Origin of the sequence: Sphaerisporangium siamense, from assembly GCF_014205275.1 — a bacterium.
Classification (GTDB): Bacteria; Actinomycetota; Actinomycetes; order Streptosporangiales; family Streptosporangiaceae; genus Sphaerisporangium; species Sphaerisporangium siamense.
Map to the genome: position 1 here is coordinate 492,927 of NZ_JACHND010000001.1, position 25,755 is coordinate 518,681.

25 protein-coding genes are annotated in these 25,755 nt (G+C 72.7%); 10 read left to right on the forward strand and 15 right to left on the reverse strand.

Features of this window, described 5'->3' with window-relative positions:
• Positions 1-6: 6 nt before the first annotated feature.
• Entirely contained in the window at positions 7-957 is a 951-nt protein-coding gene (locus tag BJ982_RS02230; protein ID WP_184876076.1) for a right-handed parallel beta-helix repeat-containing protein, read from the forward strand.
• A gap of 33 nt (positions 958-990) precedes the next feature.
• Here BJ982_RS02230 and BJ982_RS02235 read toward each other — a convergent pair whose 3' ends face one another.
• Entirely contained in the window at positions 991-2,007 is a 1,017-nt protein-coding gene (locus BJ982_RS02235) for a TolB-like translocation protein (protein ID WP_203959453.1), read from the reverse strand.
• Between the two features lie 76 nt (positions 2,008-2,083).
• Positions 2,084-2,734, reverse strand: coding sequence for an acyltransferase (locus BJ982_RS02240; RefSeq protein WP_184876078.1), 651 nt, complete (start codon positions 2,732-2,734; stop codon positions 2,084-2,086).
• Between the two features lie 35 nt (positions 2,735-2,769).
• On the opposite strand from BJ982_RS02240, the gene BJ982_RS02245 reads away from it, so the two are divergent.
• Positions 2,770-3,609 carry a glycosyltransferase gene (locus tag BJ982_RS02245; RefSeq protein ID WP_184876080.1) on the forward strand — a complete coding sequence of 280 codons (840 nt, stop codon included), beginning with the start codon at positions 2,770-2,772 and terminating at the stop codon, positions 3,607-3,609.
• Between the two features lie 16 nt (positions 3,610-3,625).
• On the opposite strand, the gene BJ982_RS02250 is transcribed toward BJ982_RS02245, so the two are convergent.
• The 8 genes from BJ982_RS02250 to BJ982_RS02285 all read right to left on the reverse strand — a co-directional run bounded on the left by BJ982_RS02250 (position 3,626) and on the right by BJ982_RS02285 (position 12,208).
• Complete coding sequence (locus tag BJ982_RS02250; protein WP_203959454.1) at positions 3,626-4,396, reverse strand: WecB/TagA/CpsF family glycosyltransferase; 771 nt, start codon at positions 4,394-4,396, stop codon at positions 3,626-3,628.
• A complete protein-coding gene (locus tag BJ982_RS02255; protein WP_184876082.1) occupies positions 4,393-5,571 on the reverse strand; it encodes a hypothetical protein in 1,179 nt (392 codons plus the stop codon). The genes BJ982_RS02250 and BJ982_RS02255 overlap by 4 nt, the downstream gene beginning before the upstream one ends.
• A 63-nt stretch (positions 5,572-5,634) precedes the next feature.
• Positions 5,635-6,588, reverse strand: coding sequence for a glycosyltransferase family 2 protein (locus BJ982_RS02260; RefSeq protein ID WP_184876084.1), 954 nt, complete (start codon positions 6,586-6,588; stop codon positions 5,635-5,637).
• Positions 6,585-7,826, reverse strand: a complete 1,242-nt coding sequence (locus tag BJ982_RS02265) for an MFS transporter (RefSeq protein ID WP_184876086.1) — start codon at positions 7,824-7,826, stop codon at positions 6,585-6,587. Before BJ982_RS02265 ends, BJ982_RS02260 begins: the two co-directional genes overlap by 4 nt.
• Positions 7,826-8,716 (reverse strand): dTDP-4-dehydrorhamnose reductase, encoded by an 891-nt coding sequence (gene rfbD, locus BJ982_RS02270; RefSeq protein WP_184876088.1) that lies wholly within the window; start codon positions 8,714-8,716, stop codon positions 7,826-7,828. The genes BJ982_RS02265 and rfbD overlap by 1 nt, the downstream gene beginning before the upstream one ends.
• Positions 8,713-9,681 (reverse strand): dTDP-glucose 4,6-dehydratase, encoded by a 969-nt coding sequence (gene rfbB / locus BJ982_RS02275; RefSeq protein WP_184876090.1) that lies wholly within the window; start codon positions 9,679-9,681, stop codon positions 8,713-8,715. The genes rfbD and rfbB overlap by 4 nt, the downstream gene beginning before the upstream one ends.
• Positions 9,678-10,745 (reverse strand): glucose-1-phosphate thymidylyltransferase, encoded by a 1,068-nt coding sequence (locus BJ982_RS02280; protein WP_184876092.1) that lies wholly within the window; start codon positions 10,743-10,745, stop codon positions 9,678-9,680. Before BJ982_RS02280 ends, rfbB begins: the two co-directional genes overlap by 4 nt.
• The gene (locus tag BJ982_RS02285) at positions 10,745-12,208 is read right to left on the reverse strand and encodes a sugar transferase (protein ID WP_184876094.1); all 1,464 of its coding nucleotides are present in this window, start codon (positions 12,206-12,208) and stop codon (positions 10,745-10,747) included. The genes BJ982_RS02280 and BJ982_RS02285 overlap by 1 nt, the downstream gene beginning before the upstream one ends.
• Positions 12,209-12,653: 445 nt before the next feature.
• Between BJ982_RS02285 and BJ982_RS02290 the strand changes: the two genes are divergently transcribed.
• Entirely contained in the window at positions 12,654-13,553 is a 900-nt protein-coding gene (locus BJ982_RS02290; RefSeq protein ID WP_311772216.1) for an IS5 family transposase, read from the forward strand.
• Here the strand turns inward: BJ982_RS02290 and BJ982_RS02295 are convergent.
• From BJ982_RS02295 to BJ982_RS02305, 3 genes are read right to left on the reverse strand one after another with little or no spacing between them, the layout of a single operon-like run.
• Positions 13,550-13,918 (reverse strand): hypothetical protein, encoded by a 369-nt coding sequence (locus BJ982_RS02295; protein ID WP_184876098.1) that lies wholly within the window; start codon positions 13,916-13,918, stop codon positions 13,550-13,552. The two genes, BJ982_RS02290 and BJ982_RS02295, sit on opposite strands and share 4 nt — an antisense overlap.
• Before the next feature lie 46 nt (positions 13,919-13,964).
• Positions 13,965-14,582 (reverse strand): GntR family transcriptional regulator, encoded by a 618-nt coding sequence (locus BJ982_RS02300; protein ID WP_239123600.1) that lies wholly within the window; start codon positions 14,580-14,582, stop codon positions 13,965-13,967.
• Positions 14,579-15,493, reverse strand: a complete 915-nt coding sequence (locus tag BJ982_RS02305; RefSeq protein WP_184876100.1) for a DMT family transporter — start codon at positions 15,491-15,493, stop codon at positions 14,579-14,581. Before BJ982_RS02305 ends, BJ982_RS02300 begins: the two co-directional genes overlap by 4 nt.
• 166 nt (positions 15,494-15,659) lie before the next feature.
• On the opposite strand from BJ982_RS02305, the gene BJ982_RS02310 reads away from it, so the two are divergent.
• From BJ982_RS02310 to BJ982_RS02330, 5 genes are all read left to right on the forward strand, one after another.
• Positions 15,660-17,933 (forward strand): nitrate- and nitrite sensing domain-containing protein, encoded by a 2,274-nt coding sequence (locus tag BJ982_RS02310; protein WP_184876102.1) that lies wholly within the window; start codon positions 15,660-15,662, stop codon positions 17,931-17,933.
• Complete coding sequence (locus tag BJ982_RS02315) at positions 17,930-18,301, forward strand: DUF742 domain-containing protein (RefSeq protein WP_184876104.1); 372 nt, start codon at positions 17,930-17,932, stop codon at positions 18,299-18,301. Before BJ982_RS02310 ends, BJ982_RS02315 begins: the two co-directional genes overlap by 4 nt.
• A 329-nt stretch (positions 18,302-18,630) precedes the next feature.
• The gene (locus BJ982_RS02320) at positions 18,631-18,840 is read left to right on the forward strand and encodes a DUF5999 family protein (protein WP_184876106.1); all 210 of its coding nucleotides are present in this window, start codon (positions 18,631-18,633) and stop codon (positions 18,838-18,840) included.
• The gene (locus tag BJ982_RS02325) at positions 18,837-19,316 is read left to right on the forward strand and encodes an ATP-binding protein (RefSeq protein WP_184876108.1); all 480 of its coding nucleotides are present in this window, start codon (positions 18,837-18,839) and stop codon (positions 19,314-19,316) included. Before BJ982_RS02320 ends, BJ982_RS02325 begins: the two co-directional genes overlap by 4 nt.
• Before the next feature lie 88 nt (positions 19,317-19,404).
• Positions 19,405-19,563, forward strand: a complete 159-nt coding sequence (locus BJ982_RS02330) for a hypothetical protein (protein ID WP_184889963.1) — start codon at positions 19,405-19,407, stop codon at positions 19,561-19,563.
• Between the two features lie 212 nt (positions 19,564-19,775).
• On the opposite strand, the gene BJ982_RS02335 is transcribed toward BJ982_RS02330, so the two are convergent.
• The gene (locus BJ982_RS02335; RefSeq protein ID WP_239123599.1) at positions 19,776-22,094 is read right to left on the reverse strand and encodes an ATP-binding protein; all 2,319 of its coding nucleotides are present in this window, start codon (positions 22,092-22,094) and stop codon (positions 19,776-19,778) included.
• A gap of 258 nt (positions 22,095-22,352) precedes the next feature.
• On the opposite strand from BJ982_RS02335, the gene BJ982_RS41075 reads away from it, so the two are divergent.
• Positions 22,353-22,562 (forward strand): hypothetical protein, encoded by a 210-nt coding sequence (locus BJ982_RS41075; RefSeq protein ID WP_239123597.1) that lies wholly within the window; start codon positions 22,353-22,355, stop codon positions 22,560-22,562.
• Here the strand turns inward: BJ982_RS41075 and BJ982_RS02350 are convergent.
• Entirely contained in the window at positions 22,553-23,560 is a 1,008-nt protein-coding gene (locus BJ982_RS02350; protein WP_184876112.1) for a helix-turn-helix transcriptional regulator, read from the reverse strand. The two genes, BJ982_RS41075 and BJ982_RS02350, sit on opposite strands and share 10 nt — an antisense overlap.
• Before the next feature lie 774 nt (positions 23,561-24,334).
• On the opposite strand from BJ982_RS02350, the gene BJ982_RS02355 reads away from it, so the two are divergent.
• Positions 24,335-25,720: an aspartate aminotransferase family protein gene (locus BJ982_RS02355; RefSeq protein WP_184876114.1), complete on the forward strand. Its 1,386-nt coding sequence runs from the start codon at positions 24,335-24,337 to the stop codon at positions 25,718-25,720.
• Positions 25,721-25,755: the final 35 nt, after the last annotated feature.

Genomic DNA, 25,755 nt, shown 5'->3' on the forward strand with positions numbered 1-25,755 from the left:
CCCTTCGTGACTTCCTCGCTGCGCCGCCTGTCCTTTCTCGCCGCGCTCGCCGTGCTGCCGGCCGCGGCCCTCGCCGGCTGCGCCGCGCGTGATCCGGGGTCACACACCCGCGACCCCCTTCCCAGCCGCACGCCCGCCACCTCGGCGTCCCCGACCCTCGCCGCGTCGCCGACGAGCACGGAGGCGCCGATCGGCGGCGGTTTCCCGGACGCCCGGACCACCGGGCTGCGTCCGGGCGTCCCGCTGAAGAAGGTGGGCGAGGTGACGGTCATGAAGGAGGGGGCCGTGGTGGAGAACCTGGAGGTCCACGGCAAGCTCAACATCAAGGCCGACAACGTCACCGTGCGCAACGTGCGGGTGATCGGCGAGGGCGACTGGTCGATCATCCAGGCGGAGGGGGCGTCGGGCGCGGTGATCGAGGACTGCGAGATCTCCGGGGACGGCACGGTGAAGGCGCAGTGGGGCGTGCTCAACCAGGGCGGGCAGATCACGGTGCGCCGGGCGAACATCCACACCGTGTCCAACTCGTTCGGCAGCGACCACGGCCTCATCGAGGACTCCTACATGCACGACTTCAAGGAGTTCCCCGGCGACCACGTGACGGGCCCGCAGGCCAACGGCTCCCCGCGGAAGGGGCTGTCGCTGACGATCCGGCACAACACGATCCTGAACCAGCTCTCCCAGACGTCGGCGATCTCGCTCTACCAGGACTTCAGCCGGGCGTACGACGTGCTGATCGAGAACAACCTGCTCGGCGGCGGCGGGTACGCGATCTACGGCGGGGCCGGGAAGTTCGGGACGCCGACGAACATCAAGATCGTCAACAACGTCTTCACCCGGCGCCTCTTCCCCAAGGGAGGCTTCTGGGGGCCGCTCACGTACTTCGAGCCCAAGGGGAAGGGAAACCGCTTCGAGGGCAACGTGTGGGAGGACACGCGCGAGGCCATCGAACCCTGAGGTCCGCGGCGCGTCCTCCCGGAGGACGGCGTCTCAGGTCGAGGCGGGCGAGAATGCGTCGCGCATGAGGACCTGCGGCCGGCCGGACCCGTCGGCGGGCACCGTCCACACGTCGGAGCTGTCGCCGCGCAGCTTGCTGTACATCACCGTGCGGTCGTCCAGCCAGGCCGCCTGGTCGTCGACGTTGGCGTCCTCGGCGAGCTTCGTCTCCCGCCCGCTCGCGAGGTCGAGCCGGTAGAGGCGCCAGGGGTCGCTCTCGCCGCCGACGCGCTTCTTGTAGACGACGCGGGTGCCGTCCGGGGACAGCGAGGGGCATTCGGCGTTCTCGCGCAGCACGCGCATCCTGCGCTTGGCGAAGTCGCCCTGGACGAGGTAGGTCCGGCCCGACGTGGAGACGGTCGCGTAGAACCGGTTGTCGTCGGAGGCGAAGGTCACGCCCCAGTAGTTGAGGTCGATCGGCGAATGGATGCGGCCGTCCTTCTCCAGCGTGAAGTCCTCCAGGCTCTTGACCAGCGTGCCGGTGCGGGTGTCCAGGATGCCCGCGCGGGTGGAGAAGCCGACGCTGAGATAGGAGTCGCCGGAGACGAAGAACGTCCAGGCCACCATGCGCCCGCTGGCCGACACCCGGGCCCGGCTGGGGATGCCCGCCAGCGCCACGCGGCGGACCTCGCGCAGCCGCTCGTCGAGGACGATGGCCTCGGAGCCGACGGTGAGGGTGGCGCCGACGCGCAGGCACACCCCGGTGCCCGCCGCGGCGTAGAACCGCTTGCAGCGCAGCCCGGTGCTCACCGGCCGTCCCTCGCCGCCCGGGGGCACGGCGACCACCATGCCGCTGTCGGCGGACGCGCCGGCGCCGACCATCACCAGCTCGCCGCGCGGCAGCGTGGTCTGGCGCGGGACCGCCTGGGCGCCGTTCCGCGGGACGGCGGCGGGGGACGGCGCGACGGCGCGGGCGCGCAGGATGTACACGGTGCCCGCGGCGGCGAGCAGCGCGACCGCGGCGACCAGCACGATGACGCGGCCCCGGGTGGACAGGCCGGACGCGTTCACGCCGCACCGCCCGTTGGGACGTTCCAACGGGGAGCCGGAGCCGTCAGACGGGCGCCGCGCGCCATGTACGCGCCTCTCATGGGGTGATGTCCTTGTCCGTGGGTGATTGTCCGTCCTGTCCGTCCAGCGCCGCGTACGGCCCGCTGAGGGCGCCGTCGTGCTCGGTGTACAACTCCCCCTTCGCCGGGCAGCGCCACCGGCCGGGCGAGACCTGCTCCAGCGGCACGCCCGCGCGCCCCACCCAGCCCATGCGCCGCGCGGGCACGCCGGCCACGAGCGCGAAGTCGGGGACGTCCTTGGTGACGACCGCGCCCGCGGCCACCAGGGCGTGGCGGCCGATCGTGCGCCCGGCGACGACGACGGCCCGCGCGCCGACCGAGGCGCCCTCGCGGACGACCACCCCGGCGGCGGTCCAGTCGCCGTCGCGTTTCAGCGCGCCGTCGACGTCGGTGGAGCGGGGATAGACGTCGTTGGTCAGGACGGCGGCCGGGCCGATGAAGACGCCGTCCTCCAGCACGGCCGGCTCGTACACCAGCGCGTAGTTCTGCAGCTTGACCCGGTCGCCGATCCGGACGCCCGGCCCGACGTAGGAACCGCGGCCGAGGATGCAGCCCTCGCCGAGCACCGCGCCCTCGCGGACCTGCGCCAAGTGCCAGACCGCGCTGTCCTCGCCGATCTTCGCGCTGGGGTCCACGTCGGCGGTGGGCGCGATTCGCGGTTCTGTCATCACACATTCCCTTTCAGGGTGGATACTTCGGAACTATGCCAAGCGCGAGCGTAATCATCCCGGCACACAATGAAGCCCGGGTAATCGGCCGACTCCTGGCGGACCTGCTCGCGGAGGCGAGGGACGGCGAGTTCGACATCGTGGTCGTGGCCAACGGCTGCGACGACGACACCGCGGGCGTCGCCCGGGGGTACGGCGTCCGCGTGGTCGAGACGGAGATCCCCTCCAAGCGGGAGGCGCTGCGCCTCGGCGACGAGGCGGCCACCGGCCACCCGCGCGTCTACCTGGACGCCGACGTGCAGATGGGCACCGCGGACCTGCGCCTGCTGCGCGACGCGCTGGCCGTGCCCGGCGGCCCGCTCGCCGCCGCTCCGGAACGTTCCCTGGTGCTGGGCGACCGGCCGTGGCCGGTCCGCGCGTACTACGCGGTGTGGACCCGGCTGCCCGCCGTGCGGGAAGGCTTGTTCGGACGCGGCGTGATCGCCGTCTCGGAGGAGGGCAACCGCCGCATCATGGACCTGCCGCCCGTCATGGGCGACGACCTGGCCGCGTCGCTGGCGTTCGCGCCCGCCGAGCGGCGGGTGGTGCGCACGGCGCACGCCGTCATCCATCCGCCCCGCACCCTCGGCGACCTGGTGCGCCGCCGCGTGCGGGCGGTGACGGTGGTCGCCGAGATCGAACAGGGCCCGATCGCGGGCCAGGAGGCCCGCACGGGCCTGCGCGACCTCGCGGGGATCGCGGGCCGCGCGCCGTGGCTGGTGCCGCATCTCGTGGTGTTTCTCGCGGTGACGCTCGTCGCGCGGGCGCGGGCCCGCCGCGCGGTGAAGGCCGGGGACTACACCACGTGGCTGCGCGACGAGAGCAGCAGGACCTGAACGTGCCGCGGGAAGGTCAGCCCTTCCCGCCGCGCCTTCCCAGGCCCTGGACGTACTCTTTCACCACCATCCACGCGAACCTGGTGTTGGTGGAGAGGTAGCGGGGGCCGAGGCGCAGCGGCTCCTGCAGGAACCGGTACATCCACTCCAGGCCGAGCTTCTGCCACACGGCGGGGGCCCGGCGCACCTTCCCGGCGAACACGTCGAACGACCCGCCCACGCCGTGGATCACCCCGGCCTTGACGTCGTCGGCGTACCGCGCGCAGAAGATCTCCTTCTTGGGCGAGGTCATGCCGAGGAACAGCAGGTCAGGGCGGGACGCGCCGATCTCGGCGGCCACGAACGGCGCCTCGTCGTCGGTGAAGTACCCGTTGCGCGCGCCGGCGACGACCAGGCCGGGGTAGGCGGCCGTGACCCGCTCGACCACGCGGTCCAGGACCTCCTGCCGTGCGCCGAGGAAGTACGCGCGGTGGCCGCGCCGCGCGCCCTCCTCCATGAGCGAGGTGAACAGGTCGATGCCGGCGACCCGCTCGGGCAGCGGCCTGCCGAGGATCCGCGACGCCCACACGACGGCCTGGCCGTCGGCCACGACCAGGTCGCAGGAGACCACGGATTCGCGCAGCGCCGGGTCCTGGCGCATGCGCACGGCCTTGGCCGCGTTGACCACGCCGATCGTCAGGTTCTCGCGGTTCTCGACCGCGGTGACGCACCGGGCGACGGTCTGCTCCATGGTCAGCGCGTCCAGCGACATGCCGAGGATCGCCGAACGGGGCGCGGGGCCGGTCACCGCCCGCTCCCCGGCACGTCCCGCGGCAGCGAGAACACCCAGGCGTACAGCAGCCAGCCCAGCTCGTACGGACGGCACTCGCGGTCCACGGCGAGCGGCGGGTAGATGCGGTCGAGCACGCCGAGCCGGGACCCCTGGTTGAGCGCGGACGCCAGGGCGCGCGCGCCCCTGACGATCTTCTTGGGGTCGTCCCTGGCGGCCTTGCGCCAGGTCAGGTCGAGCTCCTCGACGATCAGCTCGTCGTCGACCTCGGGCCGGGAGGTCATCCAGTGCAGGCCGAGGGCGATCTCCTTCATGTACGAGGTGCCGCCCGCGTCGGCGAGGTCGAGCAGGGCCATCGGCGCCATGGAGAGCTGGTGGACGCTGTAGACGGGGTAGCCCTCGACGACGCCGCCGGTGCGGGCGTCGTAGTGCCACCACCACTGGCCGTGCTCCCCCTGGGCCGTGCAGATGCCCGAGGCGATCCGCTCGGCGGCGTTCAGCGCCGCCTGGTCGCCGGTGTGGGCGTACAGGCGGGCCAGGGCCTGCAACGGGTACACCTGGTCGGCGAAGCAGCCGACGTGCGCCCGGTACCAGGAGGCGGGGCCGATGATGTGCCGGTACAGCCGGTCGTCGCCGAGCCCGGCGAGCAGGCGCTCGCGGGCGCGGGCCATGCGCTTCTCCAGCTCGCCGCCGGGGCGCAGGCGGTGCGCGGCGACGAGCGCGGCGAGCGCCCACGCGGCCTCGACGGTGTGGACGGCCTCGCCCTCGCGCAGCCCGGCCTCCAGCTCGGCCAGCCGCGCCAGGCCCTGGTCGAGCCCGGGGTGCGCGGTCTCGGCGGCGGCCCAGGTGATCAGGGCGACGTCGCCGAGGTTGGTGACCTGCGGCAGCCCGCGGACGAGGTTGCCGACCAGGTCGCCGACGAGGTCCCCCGCCAGGGCGGCGCGCTGGCCGTCCTCGGGCAGCGGGGCGACGCCGAGCGCGACGATGGCGCTGTAGCGCACGCTGCGCCCCTCGGGGACGGCGGTCCAGCGGCCGTCGGCGCCGAGCTTTCCCCGCCTGGTGAAGACGAACTCACCATTGACGTACCCGGGAGGAAGCCCGCGGATCGAAAGGTCGACCATGTGGTCGACCAGCTCCGCCGCGGACGCGTCGATCTCGGCGAGCGCACCGAGACGACCCTCATGGCGAGTCATCGCTCACCCCCCCAACCTTTCATGGTCGTTTTCGTGTTCCGCGCCATCGTGACGCGGTCGAATTCAGGCTTTCCGGGCATCCCAGCCCCCGGACCAGGTGGCGCGGCGCGCCCACAGCTCGGCCCAGTCGCCGCCCCGCGCCGTCGGACGGCCCTGCCGCCCGGCGTCCGGGGAGGAGACGCGGCGGCTCAGCGTGCCGCGCAGCCAGACCCCGAACAGCAGCAGGAACGCGCCGAGGCCGCGCAGGCCGCGCGGGAAGTGGCGGCGCACGACGGTGATCTTGCCGGTGAACAGCAGGACGAGCTTGTTGAGGCTGGAGGACGACAGGCCGCCGGGGTGGACGAACACGGCCCGGTCGGTGACCATCGGCCGGTAGCCGGCGGCCCGCGCCCGCAGGCACAGGTCGGCGTCCTCGCCGTACATGAAGATGCGGGTGTCGAAGCCGCCCACCCGGTCCCACAGCGCGCGGTCGACGAGCATCAGCGCGCCGGTGACGATCGGCACCCGCCGCTCGCCGGTCCACATGACGGGGGACTCCGGGTCGAGGAGGCGGCTGCCGGGGAAGGCCGTGGACAGGCCGGTGGCGAAGCACAGCACCGACCACAGGGTGGGCCGTCCCCACCACGAGCGGGGGTCGTTGTCCCCTTCCCCGGTGACGCAGCGCCCGCCGACGATGCCCGCGCGCGGGTGGCGCGCCGCGCAGGCGAGCAGCTCGGTGAACGCCTCCGGCCGCACCTCGGCGTCGGGGTTGACGAAGACGAGGTGGCGTCCGGTGGCCACCTCGGCGCCCGCCACGCATCCTTCGGCGAAGCCGCCGTTCTCGTTCCTGGCCACCACGCGGGCCCAGGGGGCCGCCGCCCTGACGACCTCGACGGTGTCGTCGGGCGAGTTGTTGTCGACGACGACGACCTCGGCGTCCAGCGTCTTGGTCGCCAGCTCCACCGCGGCCAGGCAGCGCGCGATGTAGCCGGCGCTGCGGTAGGTCACGATGATCACGGATAACACGGACTGGTTCACGCCTGCGCCTTCCTGAGCAGGGGGACGGCGACGGCCAGGGCCAGGCAGAGCGCTCCGGTCATCACCATGACGGCGGCCCGCGACCCCTGGGCGCTCCACAGCACGCCGAACGCCCACGAGGCGACCATCAGCCCGAGGGCCTGGCCGGTCTGGACGACGGCGAGGCCGGTGGCCCGGCGCTCCTCCGGCAGCAGCGGCCCGGCCAGCGCGCTCACCACGCCGTCGGTGGCCGCGTACGACAGGCCGCGCAGCAGCAGGACCACGACGAGGATCACCGGGCTCGCGGGCACCAGCAGCAGCACGTAGCAGGCCAGCAGGGCGGCGTACCCGCCGATCACGACCATGGAGCGGCCGACCCGGTCGGCCAGCCGGCCGAACGGCACCGCGGCGGCCAGGTAGGCCGCGGAGACCGCGACGGGCAGCAGAGGCAGCCAGCCCGCGTCCAGGCCGGCGCTCCGCTGCAACACCAGATAGAGGAACGAGTCGCTCACGGTGGCGACCGCGAGCGGGAGCATGGCGATCAGCACGCGGCGGTACGGCCGGTCGCGCAGCAGGGCCACGCTGTCCTTGAGGGACACCTTGGGACGCTCGCGGGCGGCGCCGCCGGGCTCGCGGACGAACAGCATGAGCACCAGCACGCCGAGCACGGCGACGCAGAAGCTGACCACGAACACCGCGTCGTAGGCCGCGCCGACCAGCGCGACCACGCCGAACGCCGCGAGCGGCCCCATCAGGGCGCCCGCGGTGTCCATGGCCCGGTGCACGCCGAACGCGCGCCCCTGGGCCTCCGGCGGGGCGCTCAGCGAGATCATCGCGTCGCGGGGCGCGGTGCGCAGGCCCTTGCCCGTGCGGTCCAGGCCGATCATGAAGCCGAGGAGGGGCACCGACCGTCCGGCCACGAGGTAGCCGAGCTTGACCACCGCCGACAGGCCGTACCCGGCGGCGGCGACGAGCTTGCGGCTGCGGAACCGGTCGGCGACGTGCCCGCCGACCAGGCGCAGCACCGCGGTCGCGCCGGTGTAGAGGCCGTCGAGCAGGCCGAACTGCGCCGGGTTCAGGCTGAGCTGGTAGAAGAGGTACAGCGGAAGGATCGCCGTCACCATCTCCGAGGAGATGTCGGTGAGCAGGCTCACCACGCCGAGCGCGAGCACGTTCCCGGAGAGCGCGCGCATGGTCGCGCCGCGCCCGGACACGCCGCCCTTGGCGGCGTCCGCGCCGCGCGTCTCGGAGATGTACATCAGGCCCGGCCCCCGACCAGGGACGGCCAGGCCGCGTGCAGCGCGTCGCGCCAGTCGCGCAGTGGCGCCATGCCCGCGCGGGCCCAGCCGTCGTGGCCGAGCACGCTGTAGGCGGGCCGCGCCGCCGGGCGGGCGAACGTGACCGCGCCGGTGGGCAGCACACGCCCGGGGTCGGCGCCGAGCAGGACGAACACCTCGCGCGCCAGGTCGTACCAGGTGGCGCGGCCCGCGCTCGTGCCGTGGTAGACGCCGGGAGGGGCGTCGGAGCGGGCCAGCTCCAGCAGCCGCGCGGCCAGGTCGCCGGTCCAGGTGGGCTGGCCCATCTGGTCGTCCACCGCCTTCACGGTGGGGTGCGCGGCCTCCAGGCCGATCATCGTGTCGACGAAGTTGCGCCCGCCCGCGCCGTACAGCCAGGCGGTGCGCACCACGTAGCCGGCGCCGGGAAGCACGCGCAGGACGGCGTGCTCCCCGGCGAGCTTGGTGCGGCCGTAGGCGTTGATCGGCGCGGTCGGGGCATCCTCGCGGTACGGCTCGGCGGCCGTGCCGTCGAAGACGTAGTCGGTGGAGACGTGGATCAGGCGTGCGCCGACGTCGGCGCACGCCTCGGCCAGGGCGCGCACGCCGCTGCCGTTGACGGCGAGCGCGTCGATCTCGTGGGTCTCGGCGTCGTCCACGGCGGTCCAGGCCGCGCAGTTGACGACGACGTCGGGCTTCTCGCGGCGCACGGTCTCGCGCACGCCGTCGGGGTAGCGCAGGTCGAGCCGGTCGCGGCCGAACGCCAGGACCTCGACGTTCTCGAAGCCCTGGTCACCGGCCGCGCCAACCGCGGTGCCGGCCAGCACGGCCTTTCCGAGCATGCCGCCCGCGCCCGTGACGAGCAGACGGTTCACCGAGCGCCCTTCAGCGGCTTCCACCAGGAGGGGTTGTCGGCGTACCAGCGGACGGTGGCGGCGATGCCGTCGTCGAAGCCCGTGCCGGGCGCGTAGCCCATGGCGCGGAGTTTGGTGTCGTCCAGGGAGTAGCGGCGGTCGTGCCCCTTGCGGTCGGGCACGCGCTCCACCACGCCCCAGTCGGCGCCGAGCTCGTCGAGGATGCGCTGGACGAGCTGCAGGTTGCTCAGCTCGGCCGTGCCGGCGATGTTGTAGACCTCGCCCGGCTCGCCGCGCTCGGCGACGAGCTGGATGCCCCGGCAGTGGTCGTCCACGTGGACCCAGTCGCGGACGTTGCCGCCGTCCCCGTAGAGAGGGATCGTGCCCTGCTCCAGGAGGTTGGTGACGAACAGCGGGATCGCCTTCTCCGGGTACTGGTACGGCCCGTAGTTGTTGCCGCACCGCGTGATCGACACCGGCAGCCCGTACGTCACGGCGTAGGCGCGCGCGAGCATGTCGCCGCCCGCCTTGGCCGCGGAGTACGGCGAACGCGGCTGCAGCGGGGACTCCTCGGTCCAGGAGCCGACGTCCACCGACCCGTAGACCTCGTCGGTGGACACCTGGACGACCTTCTGCACGCCCGCGTCCAGGCAGGCCTGGAGCACCGCCTGGGTGCCGAGCACGTTGGTGCGCACGAACGCCGACGGCCCGTCGATGGACCGGTCGACGTGCGACTCGGCCGCGAAGTTGACGACCAGGTCGTGGCCGGGGACGACGTCGGCGAGCAGCCCGGCGTCGCAGACGTCGCCGTGGACGAACTCGTAGGCGCCGGCGACGGGCTCCAGGTTCGCGAGGTTCCCCGCGTACGTGAGCGCGTCGAGCACCGTGACCTTCGCCCCTGCCAGCGACGGGAAGCCTCCCGTGACCACTGTGCGGACATAGTGCGACCCGATGAAACCGGCGCCGCCGGTTACCAGAACCCTCATGAGCTAATCTGCACCTTGCTGTGATCGCCCAGCACCAGCCGATGGGCTCTGGGAGTGTTGGGAGCGGGCGTGACCTCGACGTCGCGCCCGATGAGGGACGCCTCGATGCGGCGGACTCCATGGATGGACGCGCGGCTCAGCAAGATGGAGTACTCGACCTCGCTGTCCACGACCTGGCACCCCTCCGCGATGGAGGTGAACGGGCCGATGTAGGAGTCCCGCACCACCGCGCCCGCCCCGACGACCACCGGGCCGACGATGCGCGAGCGGTCGACGCGGGCGCCGTCCTCGACCACGACGCGCCCGATGATCTCGGAGGCGTCGTCGACCTCGCCGTCCAGGCGCTGGTCCAGGTCCTCCAGCAGCAGCCGGTTGACCTCCAGCATGTCGGCGACGTTGCCGGTGTCCTTCCAGTAGCCGGAGATGATCGTCGACTCGACCCGGTGCCCCTCGTCGAGGAGCCACTGGATCGCGTCGGTGATCTCCAGCTCACCGCGCCACGAGGGCTTGAGCGAGGCGACGGCCTCGTGCACCGCCGCGCTGAACAGGTAGACCCCGACCAGGGCGAAGTCGCTCTTGGGCTCGGCCGGCTTCTCCTCCAGGCCGACGACCCGGCCGGAGGTGTCCAGCTCGGCCACGCCGAACTGCCGTGGGTCCGCGACGCGGGTCAGCATGATCTGCGCCGCCGGGCGCTCCTCGTGGAAGCGCCGCACCAGAGGCTCGATGCCGCCGACGATGAAGTTGTCGCCGAGGTACATGACGAAGTCATCGCCGCCGAGGAACTCCCGCGCGATCAGCACCGCGTGGGCCAGGCCGAGCGGCGCCTCCTGGCGCAGGTAGGTCACCTCCAGCCCGAACGCCGAGCCGTCGCCGACCGCGGCCTCGATCTCCTCGTGGGTGTCGCCGACGATCATGCCGACCTCGCGGACGCCGGTGGCGGCGATGGCCTCCAGCCCGTAGAACAGCACGGGCTTGTTCGCGACGGGCACGAGCTGCTTGGCGGAGGTGTGGGTGATCGGCCGGAGCCGTGTGCCGGACCCTCCGGCGAGCACGAGCGCCTTCACTAGTAAGCCCCTCCACCACGGGTGACGGCAGACCATGTCTTCCAGAGGATCTGCAGATCGAGGATCAGCGACCAATTCTCCACGTAGCGGAGATCCAGCCGGACGGATTCGTCCCAAGAAAGGTCGGAACGACCGCTCACCTGCCAGAGGCCGGTCATGCCCGGCTTGACCACGAGCCTGCGCCGGACGTCCGTGCCGTACTGCGCCACCTCTTCCGGCAGCGGCGGACGGGGCCCGACCAGCGACATCTCGCCGCGCAGCACGTTCAGGAGCTGCGGCAGCTCGTCCAGGGAGTACCGGCGCAGGAAGCCTCCCACGCGGGTGATCCTTGGATCGTTCCTGATCTTGAACAGCACTCCGTCGAACTCGTTGTCGTCAACGAGTTCGCGCTTGAGCTTCTCGGCGTCCCGCACCATCGTGCGGAACTTGAAGACCTGGAACTCGCGGCCGTCGCGGCCCACCCGGATCTGCTTGAACAGCGCCGGGCCCGGGCTGGTGACCCGGATCAGCGTCGCGATCACGAGCATGGGCAGCGCCAGCACGGTGAGCGCGGCCGTCGCCACGAGCCGGTCGAACAGGCTCTTGACGATCTGGCGCCCCCCGTCGAACTCCGGGTGCTCCACGTGCAGCAGAGGCATCCCGGCGACCGGGCGGATGCTCGTGCGCGGGCCCGCGACGTCCATGAGCGCCGGGGCGACGAACAGCTCGGTTCCCTTGGTCTCGATGCTCCAGGCCAGGCGGCGCAGCGCGGCGCCGTCCAGCTCGGGGCACGCGAGGACCGCCACCGCGTCGGCCGACACCTTGTCGGCGACGGTGGCCACGTCGGCGAAGTCCCCGAGGACGGGGATGCCGTCGATGTCCAGCCCGTTCCCGGGGAACTGCCCGGGGGGCAGGCACGCCGCGACGACCCGCATGCCGTGGTACGGCTGACGCCGGAACTGCATGACCAGGTCGAGCACGGCGGTGCGGTGGCCCACGGCCACCACGCGCCGGAGATACTCTCCTTCCGATCTGCGCCGGTGCAGCCGCTTGCGCATGCGGAAGCGGAACACCAGCGTGAGGGCCGTCGCGAGCGGCAACATGGCCATCACGTAACTGCGCGCGAGGTCCACCTGGGTGGCGTAGGCGCCGATCGCCACGGCGGCGATCAGCCCAACCCCCCCGTCGAAGACCCCGCGGAACTCCTCACTGCCCTCGCCGTGGCTCTTCTCGCGGTAGACGCCGGCCAGTGCCAAGGCACCGGGCCAGGCCAGCGCGAGTCCGAACCCGAACAACAACTCCGACCATGGGATGAAGGCCCCCACCCAAAGCCTGAACCCCATCACGACCTCGCACGCGATCATGGCGCATGCCATGTCACCGGCGAGGAGAGCCCGCATATAGGAGCGCGTCCATATGCTCGACGCCGTCAGCGGGCCCGTGTCGAGAAGCGCGACGGAACGCTCCTGCAACCCCACCCTCATGCTTACCCCTGCTCTGCTCCTGTCAGACCTAAGTACCAGACGGCCATCGCGTCCCTTTGGTTGACACATGGCTCCGAAACATCAGGAGCGTGGGTACCCGTACAAATACTAAAGATCGTCAGTAACAAACGAAATAGGGGGGCATTGGCCACAATCGGCCTCACGCGGGTCTCGGCGACTCCCTTGACGGAACGGTCCAAACACATGTAGGCGGCCCCCCTGGCCGCGTTCCGTACATGTCCGACGGCACGCCGACGGCGTCCGGCCTGGTCACGGCCCTGATCGGCGCCGCCCGCGCCGATCCGCGACCGGGCCGGCGCTAGGGCCTGTTTCGAAGTCCGCTGTGTGACGGCGTGTCATGTCCGGACATGCAGTGAGGTCTCCGATAGAAGGTTGATCGACCAAGAAGAACCTTCACACCGGAGACCTCGTGGCCACCTTAGCGGTGACGAGGCGGTTTGACCTGACCGATGCGCAATGGGCACGCCTGGAGCCGCTGCTGCCCGCGCCAAGGAGATCAGGACGGCCGTCGAAGTGGAGCAAGCGGCAGCTCATCGATGGGATCCGCTGGCGGGCACGGGTGGGAGCGCCCTGGCGGGATGTGCCGGAGTGTTACGGCTCCTGGCAGGCGGTGTACGGGTTGTTTCGCCGCTGGCAGCGTTCCGGCGCCTGGTACGGCATCGTGACCGGCCTGCAGGCGATGGCCGATGCCGCACAGCTGATCGGCTGGCAGGTCGGGGTGGACTCCACGATCGTGCGTGCGCACCAGCACGCGGCCGGTGCTCGCAAGGATGCGACGTTGCAGGCCGAACCGCCTGGCGGGGTGCGGACCGAGCCGGCCGATCACGCTCTGGGGCGCTCGCGGGGCGGGTTGTCGACCAAGCTGCACCTGGCGTGTGAGCGGGGCCGAAGGTTGCTGTCGCTGGTGGTGACGGCCGGGCAACGCGGGGATGCACCGCAGTTCGACGCGGTCATGGCCGGGATCGGCGTGTCCCGGCCGGGACCGGGGCGGCCTCGTACCCGGCCCGATGTGGTGCTGGCCGACAAGGCGTACTCATCGCGGGCGATCCGTGCTCACTTGCGCCGGCGCCGGATCGGGTGCGTCATCCCTGAGCCTGCCGACCGGATCGCCGCCCGGCTGCGGCGCGGCAGCCGCGGCGGCCGTCCTCCACAGTTCGACCCGGCGCTCTACCGCGCCCGCCACGCCGTGGAATGCGGCATCAACCTGCTCAAACGCAACCGTGCCATCGCAACCAGGTACGACAAACTCGCCGTCCGCTACGAGGCCACCGCCCACATCGCCGCCATCAACGACTGGCTCACCTGTCTTCGAAACACGCCCTAGTCGTACTCCAGGTCGGGGAGCGGGGACGGCGGGTCGGGGCTGCGCCAGACGACCACGTAGCCGGCGCTCGCCGGCCGGGAGGCGTGCGCGGCCGTGAACGCGTCGCTCAGCCGTTCGAGGTCGAACTCCGGCAGGTAGCGCAGCCGGGCCAGGAACGTCGCGTCGGTCGCGGAGCGCGGCACCACGCAGCCCTCCCCGTCGCGGTCGAGCAGGACGATCAGGATGTCGGATTCGGTGACGCCGCCGACGCGGACCTCGACCACGTCCTCCCACGCGAGGGCCTCGACGCTGCCGTCGGCGTAGTGACGGGTGACGCCCTCTTCGGTGACGTACACGTAGGAGTCCGGCACTGAGTTGCCGTGCATGGGCGCGATTGTGACGACTGACGAGCCGTCCCCGCAAGAGAAGCGGCTAAGGAGCACCCCAGGAGTGATCGAGATGGGCCGCCATGGCCCGGCGTGCGGCCTCGGCGGGACCTGCGGCGATGGCGTCGAGCAGCGCCTGGTGCTCGGCGACCAGTTTCGCCCGCTCGTGGTAGACGCCGCGCAGTCGCACGAGGCCGAGGCGGATCTCGGCCGCCAGCGCGCCGTACAGCCGCTCCAGGCGCGGGCTGCCCACGGCGAGGATCAGCTCCTCGTGCAGCGCCACGTGCTCGGCGACGGCGTCCGCCCACGGCGCCTCGCCGGGCAGGGCCGCCATGCGCGCCAGGGCGGCGTAGGCGGGCTCCACCCGGCGGCCGGCCAGGCGGGTGGCCGCCAGGTCCTCCAGGGGGCGCCGGACGTCCATGAGGTCGGCCAGATCGGCCACGGTGACCTCGGGGACGTAGGCGCTGCGGTTGCGCTCGCGCCGCAGCAGCCCCTCGTGGACGAGGACGGCCAGCGCCTCGCGGACGGTCGGCCGCGCCACCCCGTACAGACCGGACAGTTCCTGCTCGGGCAGCGGCGTGCCGGGGGCGATCTCGCCGGAGAGCACGCGCCGGCGCAACGCGTCCGCGAGGGCGTCGACCGTCGAGACGGGGCGCAGTTTCACGCCGACGATTGTGCCGTGACGGCGGACCCGGCGGGAGCGGGCCTGGCGGGTTCGGGCAGCGCCACGACGACCAGGGCGACGCCGAGCAGGGCCAGGCCCGCCCACGAGACGGCGCCGAGCCGCTCGTGCAGGATCAGCAGGCCGAGCAGGGCCGCCACGGCGGGCTCGGCGAGCGTCAGGGTCGCGGCCCTGGCGACCGGCGTGGCGCGCAGTCCCCTGCCGTACAGGACGGCGGCGAGCGCGGTCGTGGCGCAGCCGAGGTAGACGACGGTGAGCAGGGCGTGCGGGTCGCCGAGCCACGCCGTGCCCCGCCAGAGCAGGATCGGCGCCAGGAGCAGCCCCGCGCCGCCGAACAGCACGGCCATCACCCCGCCGGACGGCGCGCCGGCGCGGATCGCGCGCGAGGCGGCGACCGCGTAGAAGGCGTAGAGGAAGCCTCCGGTCAGGGCGAGCAGCACGCCGAGCGGGTCGGCGCCCACGGCGCGGCCCCCGAGGACGAGGGCGGCGCAGCCGGCGACCGCGGCGGCGGTGGCGAGGCTCCAGCGACGGCCGGGACGGGCGCGGTCGTACGCCCACGCCAGCAGGCCGGTGAAGACGGGAGCGCTGGCGATCGCCACCACGGTGCCGACGGCGACCCCGGTGCGGGAGACGGCGCCGAAGAAGCAGAGCTGGTAGGCCGCCGCGGCGACGGCGGAGACGGCCAGCGGCAGCCTGTGCCCGCCCGCGAACGCGCGGCGGACGGCGGGGGCGGTGGCCGTCGCGAGGACCAGGCCGCCGATGACGAGCCGGGCCGCCGCCAGCGCGACGGGGTCGCCGACGCCGGCCAGCGCGCCCGCCGTGCCGGCCGTGCCCCACAGGACGGCGGCGGCGACGACCGCGACCGGACCGGCGGCGCCAGGGAGGGATGGCATGGCCAAGATTGTCTGACAATCAGACAGTATGCGCAACCAACCCCCGTACCATCTCGGAAATAAGCCCTGATTCGTTAATAAATGGATCTGTCTACACCGGACTCACGTTGGTACTGTTTCGCCACCGATTACCCCTGCGTAACGATGCGGTCCCCAGTGAGGTCTCATGGGTGGGCGTAAGAGATCCATCAAGTTCAAGATCCTGGCCCTGGTTCTGGTTCCACTGATCTCCTTGATCGGGATCTGGGCGTTCGCGGCGACCCTCACGGTCCAGAGCGGTCTCGACCTCCTGCGCGTGCGGTCCGTCTACGACAACGTGATCACACCGGCCGGGCAGCTCTCGTCGCAGCTCCACCACGAGCGCTACGAGTCCCTGGCCTACCTCGGCTCGCGTGCCGGCGATCGCACCGCCCTGGACGCCCAGCGCGCCAGGACCGACCAGGCCCGCGCCCTGCTGGAGCGGCGGGCGCTGGCCGAGGGCGTCCAGCGGGCCCAGGACATGCCGGTCTACCGGCGGGCGATCGAGCTGATCACCGTCACGCGGCGACTGCCCGACATCCGGGCCCGCGTCGACGCCCGGACGTTCACGCCCCTGCTCACGCTCGACTCCTACGACCTGATCTCCGACGCCATCGGCCGGGTCTACGACAGCGTGCGCCTGGCGGGCGACCCGGAGCTCGGCCCGCCGACCCGGGCCGTCACGCTCATCGACCGCAGCCGCGACCTGATGTGGCAGCAGGCCGCCCTGATCGCGAGCGCCACCGGGACCGGCACGATGACCAGCGAGGAACGCGCCGCGTTCACGGCCATGGTCACCAAGCGGCGCCTGCTCTACGACATGGGCTTCCAGCTCCTGGACGACGAGCTGCGCCAGCCGTACCTCGTCCTGCAGAACTCCCCCGCGTACACCAAGTTCGTCTCGATCGAGGACCAGGTCGCGCAGGACGTCACGCCCGGCCGGCCGCTGCCCGCGGCCTCGGCGAACTGGGGGTCGAGCGTCAAGGCCATCACCGCCGTCTTCGACCGGCAGAACGGCGTGGCCGCCCGGCAGATCACCGACCGCGCCCGACCCCTGGCCGTGGCCATCCTGTGGCGGATCGGCGTCGCCGCGGCGCTCGGCCTGCTCGGCATCGGCGTCTCGCTGTGGGTCTGCTTCCGCTTCGGCCGGCGCCTCACCGCCGAGCTGGTGGACCTGCAGGGCGCGGCGCTCGAACTGGCCCACCGCAGGCTCCCGGGAATCGTGGGGCGGCTGCGCCAGGGCGAGGACGTGGACGTCCCGGCGGAGACCCCGCCGATCCCCTCGGGCACCACCGAGGAGATCGTCAGCCTCGGGCACGCGTTCACGTCCGTCCGGACGACCGCCGTGGAGGCCGCCGTCGGCCAGGCCGAGATACGCAAGGGCGTCTCCAAGGTGTTCCTCAACCTGGCCCGGCGCAACCAGTCGCTGCTGCACCGCCAGCTCTCGATGCTCGACGCCATCGAGCGCAAGGTCACCGACCCGGAGCTGCTGGAGAGCCTGTACGGCATCGACCACCTCACCACGCGCATGCGCCGGCACGCCGAGGGCCTGATCATCCTGTCCGGGGCCGTCCCCGGGCGCGGGTGGCGCACCCCGGTGCCGATGTTCGACGTCGTGCGCGCCGCGGTGGAGGAGGTCGAGGACTACCTGCGCGTCCACGTCGCCATGCCCGAGGAGACGGCGCTGAGCGGCAACGCCGCCACCGACGTCATCCACCTGCTCGCCGAGCTCGTGGAGAACGCCACGATCTTCTCGCCGCCGCACACGTACATCGAGGTGCGCGGCGAGCGGGTGGCCCGCGGGTTCGCGATCGAGGTCGAGGACCGGGGGCTCGGCATGACCGTCGACGAGATGGAGCAGATCAACGAGCGGCTGGCCCACCCGCCGGAGTTCGACCTCGCCGACAGCGACCGGCTCGGCCTGTTCGTCGTCGGCCGGCTGGCCGCCCGGCGCGGCCTCAAGGTGTCCCTGCGCGTCTCCCCGTACGGCGGCACGACGGCGATCGTCCTCATCCCCGAGGAGCTGGTCACCTCGGCCGGCGCCGCGCCGCGCGGCCGGTACCCGATGGAGCGGTTCCCATCGCTGGAGCCCGCGGACGGCCGGGCGGGCGGCGCGCCCGAGACCGGCATGGCGGTGGCGCGCGCCGGGGAAGGACGGGCGAGCGGGCCGGCCCCGGCGATGGGCGGCGGCGCTTCCGAGGGCCCGGCGCCCACGGCGGCCCCGCGCAAGGGCGGCGCGGGCCTCCCGCACCGCGTGCGGCAGGCGAACCTGGCCCCGCAGCTCCGCCAGGCCCCTGAACCGCCGGTCGACCTCGGCGGAGGCGCCCGCGAGGACGAAGGCGCCGGGCCTTCCCCTGACATGTTCTCCTCGTTCCGGGCAGGATGGCAGCGTGCGCGTGACGGAGAGGAGGACGGGACGTGAACGACGCCGGTGACCGGTGGCTCGACCAGGACGCCGGTCCCATCATCCGCCCCTACACCGTCGCCCGCGGCCGCACCCGTCCCAGCGGGCCCGCCTTCGACATGGTGGCGATCGTCAGGGTCGTCCCCGGAGCGCCGCCGGTTCCCGGGCTGAGCCCCGAGCACCTGAACATCCTGCGCATGTGCGCCGAGCCCATGTCGGTGGTGGACCTGGCCTCCGAGAGCGGGCTCTCGCTCGGCGTGGTCCGCGTCCTGCTGGGCGACCTGCGCGACCAGAAGCTCGTCACCGTACGGCCCCCGGCCAGCGTGTCCCAGCTTCCCGAGGAACGCATCCTGCGCGAGGTGATCCAGGGCCTGCAGGCCCTCTGACCCTCCCCGCGCGGCTCGGTCGATCACGGTCCCGCTCCGGCGACCGGAGCGGGCACCTCCCCGGGTTCACCGTGGTGCCGCCATCGTGCCGTCATGTGGTCGTCACGGCCTCGTCATCACGTCCTGTGCGGGAAACGCTTTCCCACAGGGGTTCCCGGGTCATGGGCTCCCCTAGCGCGACGACCCCAGGGTAAAGAATCGGTACCCATTTGGGAGGAATGGGTACCTATGGGGGTAGTTATCCCGTTACTAGGTATGGGCGCGTCGGGAGATGCTCGACGTGTTGGCAAAGAAAGCCACGCAGAGACCAACCGGATCAGGTACAAGCCATGTGTCAACACCAACCTAAGTGCCCGTCCGCGGACGCCATCGATCGCGAGGCCGCCGCGCTGGTCGCGTTCCACCCCGAGCAGGGGTGGGGGCTGCTGTGCAACGGCGTGGTGGTCTTCGACGACACCGGCGACCTGCTGCCCGACGGCCGCATCGTCCCCGTCCACCGATGTGTCTACGGACACGCGTCCGCCGGGCGGGCGGCATGACGGCGGCGCTCACCGAGAACACGGCGAACACGGCGAACACGGCGAACGTCAAGGTGCGCACCGGCGTGGTGCTCCATGCCTGCCCGCCGGGGCGGTCCGGCAGGCAGGCGACGTGGGTGCTGGTCCCGGACGCGGCCATCGTGCCGATGACGCGCAGGAGGCTGCGCCGCCGGCTGGCCTCCTGGGGCGTCGGCGACGCCGACGTCGCCGAGCTGCTCGTCAGCGAGGTGGTCACGAACGCGATGCGCCACTCGTGGGGCGCGGTCATGACCCTGTCGCTGGAGCACGACACGATCCGCTGCGAGGTGCAGGACACCAATCCCACGCTGCCGCGCGTCTGCGAGGCGCACGACGGCGACGAGGGCGGTCGTGGCATGTACCTCATGGAAGCGCTTTCCACGGCGTGGGGAAGCTACCGCATGTCCACGGGCAAGGTCGTCTGGTTCGAGCTGCCCGCCGCGGAGACGGGCGCGTGAAGGCGCCCGCAACCGCCGCACGGGCGGCGTGACGCCTCACCGATCATCATCGACGGCCGTGAGCGCGGGAGAGGAGGGGAGACGAGCGATGAGCGAGACCCACGAGCCCGGTGACCGGGGCGCGGTCCCGAGGACCACGGGCGCGAAGCCGCAGGCGCGGCGTGTGCGGGTGCGACGGCAACGGGTCCGCGCCGCCGATCACCCCCTGGACCTGCGGACGCCGTCCGGCCGCACGCTGCCGTACTGATCGTTCTCGCGGCCTGACGGGCAAGCGCTCTCCGGCCCCGCTTCCCTTGGCCTCCCTTTGGCTTCCCCTGCTCCCCCTGCTCCCCCTGCTCCCCCGCTTCCCCCGGCGGTGACGCCGGGGCTGACGGACCGCCCACACCGTTCAGCCCCGGCGTCCCGCACCTTCCAGACGAGGCCCGGCAGCGGTCGAGATCGCTCGTGCCGGAATCGGCGTCAGGACCCGGAGCCGTCCTCGCGGCCCTCGTAGGCGCGCCGCTGCTCGGCGACCCACACCGCGATCTGCGCCCGCGAGTGGAAGCCCAGCTTGCTCAGGATGTGCTCGATATGCCCCTCCGCCGTGCGCTGGGCGATCACCAGCCGCGCGGCGATCTCCTTGTTGCTCAGCCCTTCGGCGACGAGCCCCGAGATCTCGGTCTCCCTGCGGGTCAGCGGGGACGGCGCCCGCTCCGGCTCGCGCTCGGGCGCGGCGGGGCACGCCGGCTCCTCGACGGCGTAGGTCAGCGCCTCCTCCAGGGACATGCGGACCCCCTGCGTGAACGCGGCGCGGTAGGCGGGCTCGCCGAGCGCGGCGCGGGCCCGTGCCTCCGTCTCCTCGTGGTAGCGGCCCAGATGCCCGAACCCCGGAAGCGGCGTTCCCACGGCCCGCCAGATGGCGGCCAGCGCCCCGAACAGCCGGACGGTCCGCTCGTGGGCGCCGGCGCCGGTGGCGATCCAGGCCAGCACCTCCAGGCAGAGTCCGACGCCGAGCCAGTCGTCCAGCGGGCCGGCGACGCGCAGGCCCTGCTTCACGCTCTCGGCGGCGCGGGGGCAGTCCCCCTGCCGCCAGGCCTCGACGCCGAGCACCATCATGGCGTACGCCCGTTGCCAGGTCTCGTCCCTGGCGTCGCAGATCTGCAGGGCCTCCTCGCCGTAGGCCACGGCGCGTTCGGAGTCGCCCTCGAAGGAGCAGGTCAGGCACAGCCGGTTCAGCGCCATCACCTGGCCGACCTCCTCGCGGGCGGCGCGGTGCCCGGCGAGCGACTCCTCGAACATCTTGGCGGCGACTCCCGTGTCGCCCTGGTGGAGCGCCACCATGCCCGACTGCAGCGTGACGTAGGCGAGCACCCCGTCCAGGCCGAGCTCCTCGGCGATGTGGCGGCTCTCCTCCAGCATCGCGACGGCCGCCGCGAAGTCGCCCTGGATGATCGCGAGCCAGGCGGCGTTCCACAGCGCGCGGGCGCGCGGCTCGCCCGGCTCGGCGACGAACGTCAGCCCGCGGTCGAGCCAGCGGCGTCCCTCGCGGACGTGGTGGCCGGTCCTCCAGTGGAAGAGCAGGTCGGCGGCCATGGTGAGGCCGTCGCGCGCTTCCTCCGGCCCTGCGTCCTCGGCGTAGGAGGCGAGCGCGGCCCGCAGGTTGGCGTGGTCCAGCCGCAGCCGGGTCAGCCACTCCATCTGGGCGCCGCCGAACCGGTGGTCGTACGCCTGGCGCGCCAGGTCGCGGTAGTAGTCGCGGTGACGGCGGCGCAGCTCCTCCTCGGCCCCCGACTCCGCGAGCCGGTCCCTGCCGTACTGCCGGATCGTCTCCAGCAGGCGGTACCTGACCTCGCCGGGATGCTCCTCGCGCAGCAGCACGGACTTCTCCACCAGCCCGCTGACCAGGTCCATGACGTCCTCGCGGGCGATGCCGTCGCCGGAGCAGACCGCCTCGGCCGCCTCCAGGTCGAGGCCGCCGGCGAACACCGAGGCGCGGGCCCAGAGCAGCCGTTCCGGCTCGGTGCAGAGCTCGTGACTCCAGTCGACCATGGCGCGCAGCGTCTGGTGCCGGGGCGGCACCGCCCTGGACCCCGAGGCGAGCAGCCGGAACCTGTCGTCCAGCCCTTCGAGCAGTCGCCGGAGCGACAGGGCGCGCAGCCGTACGGCCGCGAGCTCGATGGCCAGCGGGATCCCGTCCAGGCGGCGGCAGATCCGTTCCACGGCGTCCCGGTTTGCCTCGGTGACCGCGAACTCGGGAAGCACGGCCTCGGCCCGCTCGACGAACAACCGCACGGCGTCCACCTGAGCGAGCGCGTCGACGGACAGCGGCCGGCCGCCGGCCTCGGGGAGGGGAAGCGGGAGCACCGCCATCGTCCGCTCGCCGCCGATGTGCAGCGGCTGCCTGCTGGTGGCGATCACCCGCAGCTCGGGCGCGCAGGCGAGCAGTTCCTCGGTCAGCACGGCGCACTCGTGGAGGATGTGCTCGCAGTTGTCGAGGATCAGCAGCGCCTTCTTGTCGGCCAGGTGGTCGGCGAGCCGGTCGAGGTTGGAGCCGCCGGAGCCCTCGCGCAGCCGCAGCACGTCGGTCAGGGTCTGCGCGAGCAGGTCCGGATGGTCGAGCGTGGCCAGCTCCGCGAGCCAGACGCCGTCGGGGAAGGCGCGGCCCACCTCGGCCGCGACGCGGGCGGCCAGCCTCGTCTTGCCGACGCCTCCGACCCCGGTCAGGGTGACCAGGCGGGACTTCGCCAGCAGTGACCTGATCTCGGCCACCTCCCGCCGGCGCCCCACGAAACTCGTCACCTCGGCGGGGATCCCGCGTGTCCGCCGGGTTCTGGAGGTGCTCACTGTCATGTGCCGCTCACCCGTGCCTCACGCCGACCTGAGCGCGCCCAGCACGCAGGTCGGCATAAGACAGGCTATGCCTGCTAACGATCGCTCCGCCCCCCGCTGAGCACCGATACCCCCAGGGGAGCGCAAAGCTTTGATGTACCCGGGTAGCCCCAGGTCGCCCGGAAAAGAGGACAGAGGATGTCGTGTATCGGTGCCAGCATCGGTCCCATGACGACGACACGACCGCTGACGGGAAAGGTGGCGCTGGTCGCGGGGGGCACGCGCGGCGCCGGACGGGGCATCGCGCGCGAACTCGGCGCGGCGGGCGCCACGGTGTACGTGACGGTGTACGGCTTCACCGACGTGGACGGCAGCCGTCCCGACGCGTGGAGGTACATCGACGACGGCAGCCCGGCGGACGTCGCCGCCTACCGCTGACCGCCGGCCTCGCCGTACAGCGCCGCCATGCGCCGTGCGGCCTCGCCCATGCGGGCGCGCAGCTCAGGAGGGTCCAGGACCTCGGCCTCCGGGCCGAGCCGCAGCAGTACGGTGTAGGCCACCTCGACCGACTCGACGGGCAGGCGGACGACCACCCGGCCCCGCGCGTCGGGCTCGCCCGCCGAGGCCAGGGCGTCCCCGGCCGCGGGCGGCTCGACGGCGTACCGCAGCGCGCGCACGCCCGTGGCGGTGAGCCGCACGGTGATCCGCTCGCCGAGCAGCGCGGCGCGGAACCCTGCCACCCCGGCGTCCCAGAACCGCGCCAGGTCGAACGTGTCGTCCCTGGTGAACCGCTCGCCGGTGGGGGTGACCCGCAGGACCCGGTCCACGCGGTAGGTCCTGCACTCCTCGGCCGTCGCCCGCTCGCCGGGGCCGGGGACGTGCGCCACCAGGTACCAGACGCCGCTCTTCAGCACGAGCCCGTACGGCCGGGCCACGCGGGTCACCTCGCGGTCGCCGCGCCGGTACCCGAGCTCGACGGTCCGGTCCTCCCAGACCGCGCGGGCCAGCTCCGCGAGCAGCGGCGGCGGCTCGGCGTCGGCGAACCACCCGGGGATGTCGAGGTGGAAACGCTGCCCGGCCCGCGCGGAGGCGTCCCGCAGGCCGGGCGGGAGCGCGGCGAGGACCTTCAGGCGGGCGGAGGACACCGCGTCGGCGAGCCCCATGTCGTGGATCGGACCGGTGAGCCCGGACAGGAACAGCGCCTCGGCCTCCGGGCGGCTGAGGCCGGTGAGCCGGGTGCGGTACCCGCCGACGAGGCGGTAGCCGCCGTGGCGGCCCCGGTCGGCGTAGACGGGCACGCCCGCGGCGGACAGCGCCGTCATGTCGCGGACGATCGTGCGCGGCGAGACCTCCAGCTCGCGCGCCAGTTCGGTGGCCGTCATCGTCTCGCGCGACTGCAGCAGCAACACCGCCGAGATCAACCGGGACGCCCGCATGTCCCCATCTTCGCCTCTCGGGCGGCCGGGGCGGTCCGCGGGCGCGGGTCACGCACGAATCTACGAAGACCACACCAAAGATCAGCGGATCCGGCCACACGATCAAGGGTTGCCCTGGAGACCGGCCACCCGGCCCCCGCCCGCCCGCGTGCCGGCAAGGAATGGCGCCGGGCCCGGTCATCGGCGCGGAAAGGCGGTTTCCCGGCGAGCCCGCGTGGAGAAAGGCCCGTGAGCGCCGCGGGCCTTTCTGGAAAACCCTGGAACGGGGCCGCCGCCGTCCCATGACCGGGCTTTGATGGAGCCCTTCCGCGCCGCCACACACACCCCTTTTACGTCACCGTTTTGCCGCCCGGGTTTTGTTTTACCCGCCGACCCCGCTGCTGGCGTCCACGGCATTGTCCCGATTGCCGAAGATGGGCGTTCGCCGCGTTACCCCGAAGATCGACCACCGGCGAGCACGCGTGGCTTATGCCGGGCGTATGGCCGCTGAGCTGGACGGACCATCGCCCGTGACCGCCTGCCTTGGGCATCGGTTTACCGGCGGCGAGCTTTATCGCGGCGAATTCCGCGCGACTTCCCGGCTCGCGCCTGCCATGCCGTCCTGGCGCGAACGCCGTCGCGTCGCCGGGCACCGCGGCGTCGCTTCCCTGACCGGTCCCCGGGGCAGGACTTCCGAAATGCCTGGTTAATCTGTAATGGTGAGCATGACCCGCGGCACGCCGCTACGCCTTTGAAAGGAACGAGCACGTCCGCACCCTTGGGAGGAGAGTCTCGATGAGTCTCGCCGAGCGCAGCGCCAAAGACGACATATTCGTGCGCCCGAGCGTTGGCGGCGACCTGCCCGGCCCGCGCTCGGCGGAACTGCTCGCCCGGCAGGACCGGCGCGAGTCCAACGCCCGCACGTACCCGCGGCGGCTGCCCATCGCCGTCGCCGACGCCTCCGGCAGCTTCCTGCGCGACGTCGACGGCAACGTCTTCATCGACTTCCTGACCGGCGCGGGCGTGCTCTCGCTCGGGCACAACCACCCCGAGCTGGTGCGGACCGTGACGGCGCAGCTCACCCGGCTCACCCACGGCCTCGACTTCCCCACCCCCGCCAAGGACGCGTTCACCGAGGCCCAGCTGTCCATGCTGCCCGAGCCGCTGCGCGACCGCATGAAGCTGCACTTCTGCGGCCCCACCGGGGGCGACGCCGTCGACGCCGCGCTCAAGCTGTGCAAGACCGCGACCGGGCGCGGCGGCGTCGTCGCCTTCCAGGGCGCCTTCCACGGCAGCGGCCACGCGGCGATGGCGGTCAGCGGCCTCGTGCGGCAGAAGGCGCCGGTCGCCGACGGCGTGCCGGGCGTCCACTTCTTCCCCTACTCCTACTGCGCCCGCTGCCCGCTGGACCTGGCCCCGGAGACGTGCGACACCAACTGCGCCTCCTACCTCGAACGCTCGCTCAGGGACGGCAACGGCGGCGTCGGCCGCCCCGCCGCGGTGATCATGGAGATGGTGCAGGGCGAGGGCGGCGCGGTCCCGGCCCGGCCCGAGTTCGTCCGGCGCGTCCGGGAGCTGACCCGCGAGCTGGACATCCCGCTGATCGTGGACGAGGTGCAGACCGGCGGCGGGCGCACCGGCACGTGGTTCGCCTTCGAGCGCTACGGCGTCGAGCCGGACGTGATCGTCGCCTCCAAGGCGCTGAGCGGCATCGGCGTCCCCGTCGCGGTCATCCTGTACGACCGTCGGCTCGACGTCTGGGAGCCCGGCGCGCACATCGGCACCTTCCGCGGCAACCAACTCGCGTTCGCGGCCGGGGCCGAGGCCGTGCGGATCATCCGCCGCGACGACGTGCTCGGCAACGTGCGCAGGCGCGGGGACCAGGTCGCCGGGCTGCTGGCCCCGCTGGCCGAGAAGAACCCGTGGGTACGCGAGGTGCGCGGCGCCGGCCTGATGTGGGGCGTCGAGCTGGCCGGCCCGCGGGACGGCACCCCCGCCACCGACGCGGCCCGCCGCGTGCAGGCCGCCGCGCTGCGCCGGGGCCTGGTCATCGAGGTCGGCGGGCGCGACGACTGCGTGATCCGGATCCTTCCCCCGCTCAACGTGACCGCCGACGTGGTGGACACCGCCTGCTCCATCCTGATCGACGCCATCGAGGAGTGCTGCCCGGTGGCGGCCTGAGGACCGCGACAAGGCGCACCTGGGGTGACGGAGGC

Bases quoted from the DNA above. Each gene is read 5' to 3' on its own strand.
- BJ982_RS02245 (WP_184876080.1), top strand. From the start codon at position 2,770: ATGCCAAGCGCGAGCGTAATCATCCCGGCACACAATGAAGCCCGGGTA.
- BJ982_RS41075 (WP_239123597.1), top strand. From the start codon at position 22,353: ATGACGACGACACGACCGCTGACGGGAAAGGTGGCGCTGGTCGCGGGG.
- BJ982_RS02285 (WP_184876094.1), bottom strand. From the start codon at position 12,208: ATGAGGGTGGGGTTGCAGGAGCGTTCCGTCGCGCTTCTCGACACGGGC.
- BJ982_RS02255 (WP_184876082.1), bottom strand. From the start codon at position 5,571: ATGACTCGCCATGAGGGTCGTCTCGGTGCGCTCGCCGAGATCGACGCG.
- BJ982_RS02355 (WP_184876114.1), top strand. From the start codon at position 24,335: ATGAGTCTCGCCGAGCGCAGCGCCAAAGACGACATATTCGTGCGCCCG.
- BJ982_RS02310 (WP_184876102.1), top strand. From the start codon at position 15,660: ATGGGTGGGCGTAAGAGATCCATCAAGTTCAAGATCCTGGCCCTGGTT.
- BJ982_RS02240 (WP_184876078.1), bottom strand. From the start codon at position 2,734: ATGACAGAACCGCGAATCGCGCCCACCGCCGACGTGGACCCCAGCGCG.
- BJ982_RS02320 (WP_184876106.1), top strand. From the start codon at position 18,631: ATGTGTCAACACCAACCTAAGTGCCCGTCCGCGGACGCCATCGATCGC.
- BJ982_RS02330 (WP_184889963.1), top strand. From the start codon at position 19,405: ATGAGCGAGACCCACGAGCCCGGTGACCGGGGCGCGGTCCCGAGGACC.
- BJ982_RS02305 (WP_184876100.1), bottom strand. From the start codon at position 15,493: ATGCCATCCCTCCCTGGCGCCGCCGGTCCGGTCGCGGTCGTCGCCGCC.
- BJ982_RS02325 (WP_184876108.1), top strand. From the start codon at position 18,837: ATGACGGCGGCGCTCACCGAGAACACGGCGAACACGGCGAACACGGCG.
- BJ982_RS02265 (WP_184876086.1), bottom strand. From the start codon at position 7,826: ATGTACATCTCCGAGACGCGCGGCGCGGACGCCGCCAAGGGCGGCGTG.
- rfbB (WP_184876090.1), bottom strand. From the start codon at position 9,681: ATGAGGGTTCTGGTAACCGGCGGCGCCGGTTTCATCGGGTCGCACTAT.
- BJ982_RS02350 (WP_184876112.1), bottom strand. From the start codon at position 23,560: ATGCGGGCGTCCCGGTTGATCTCGGCGGTGTTGCTGCTGCAGTCGCGC.
- BJ982_RS02295 (WP_184876098.1), bottom strand. From the start codon at position 13,918: ATGCACGGCAACTCAGTGCCGGACTCCTACGTGTACGTCACCGAAGAG.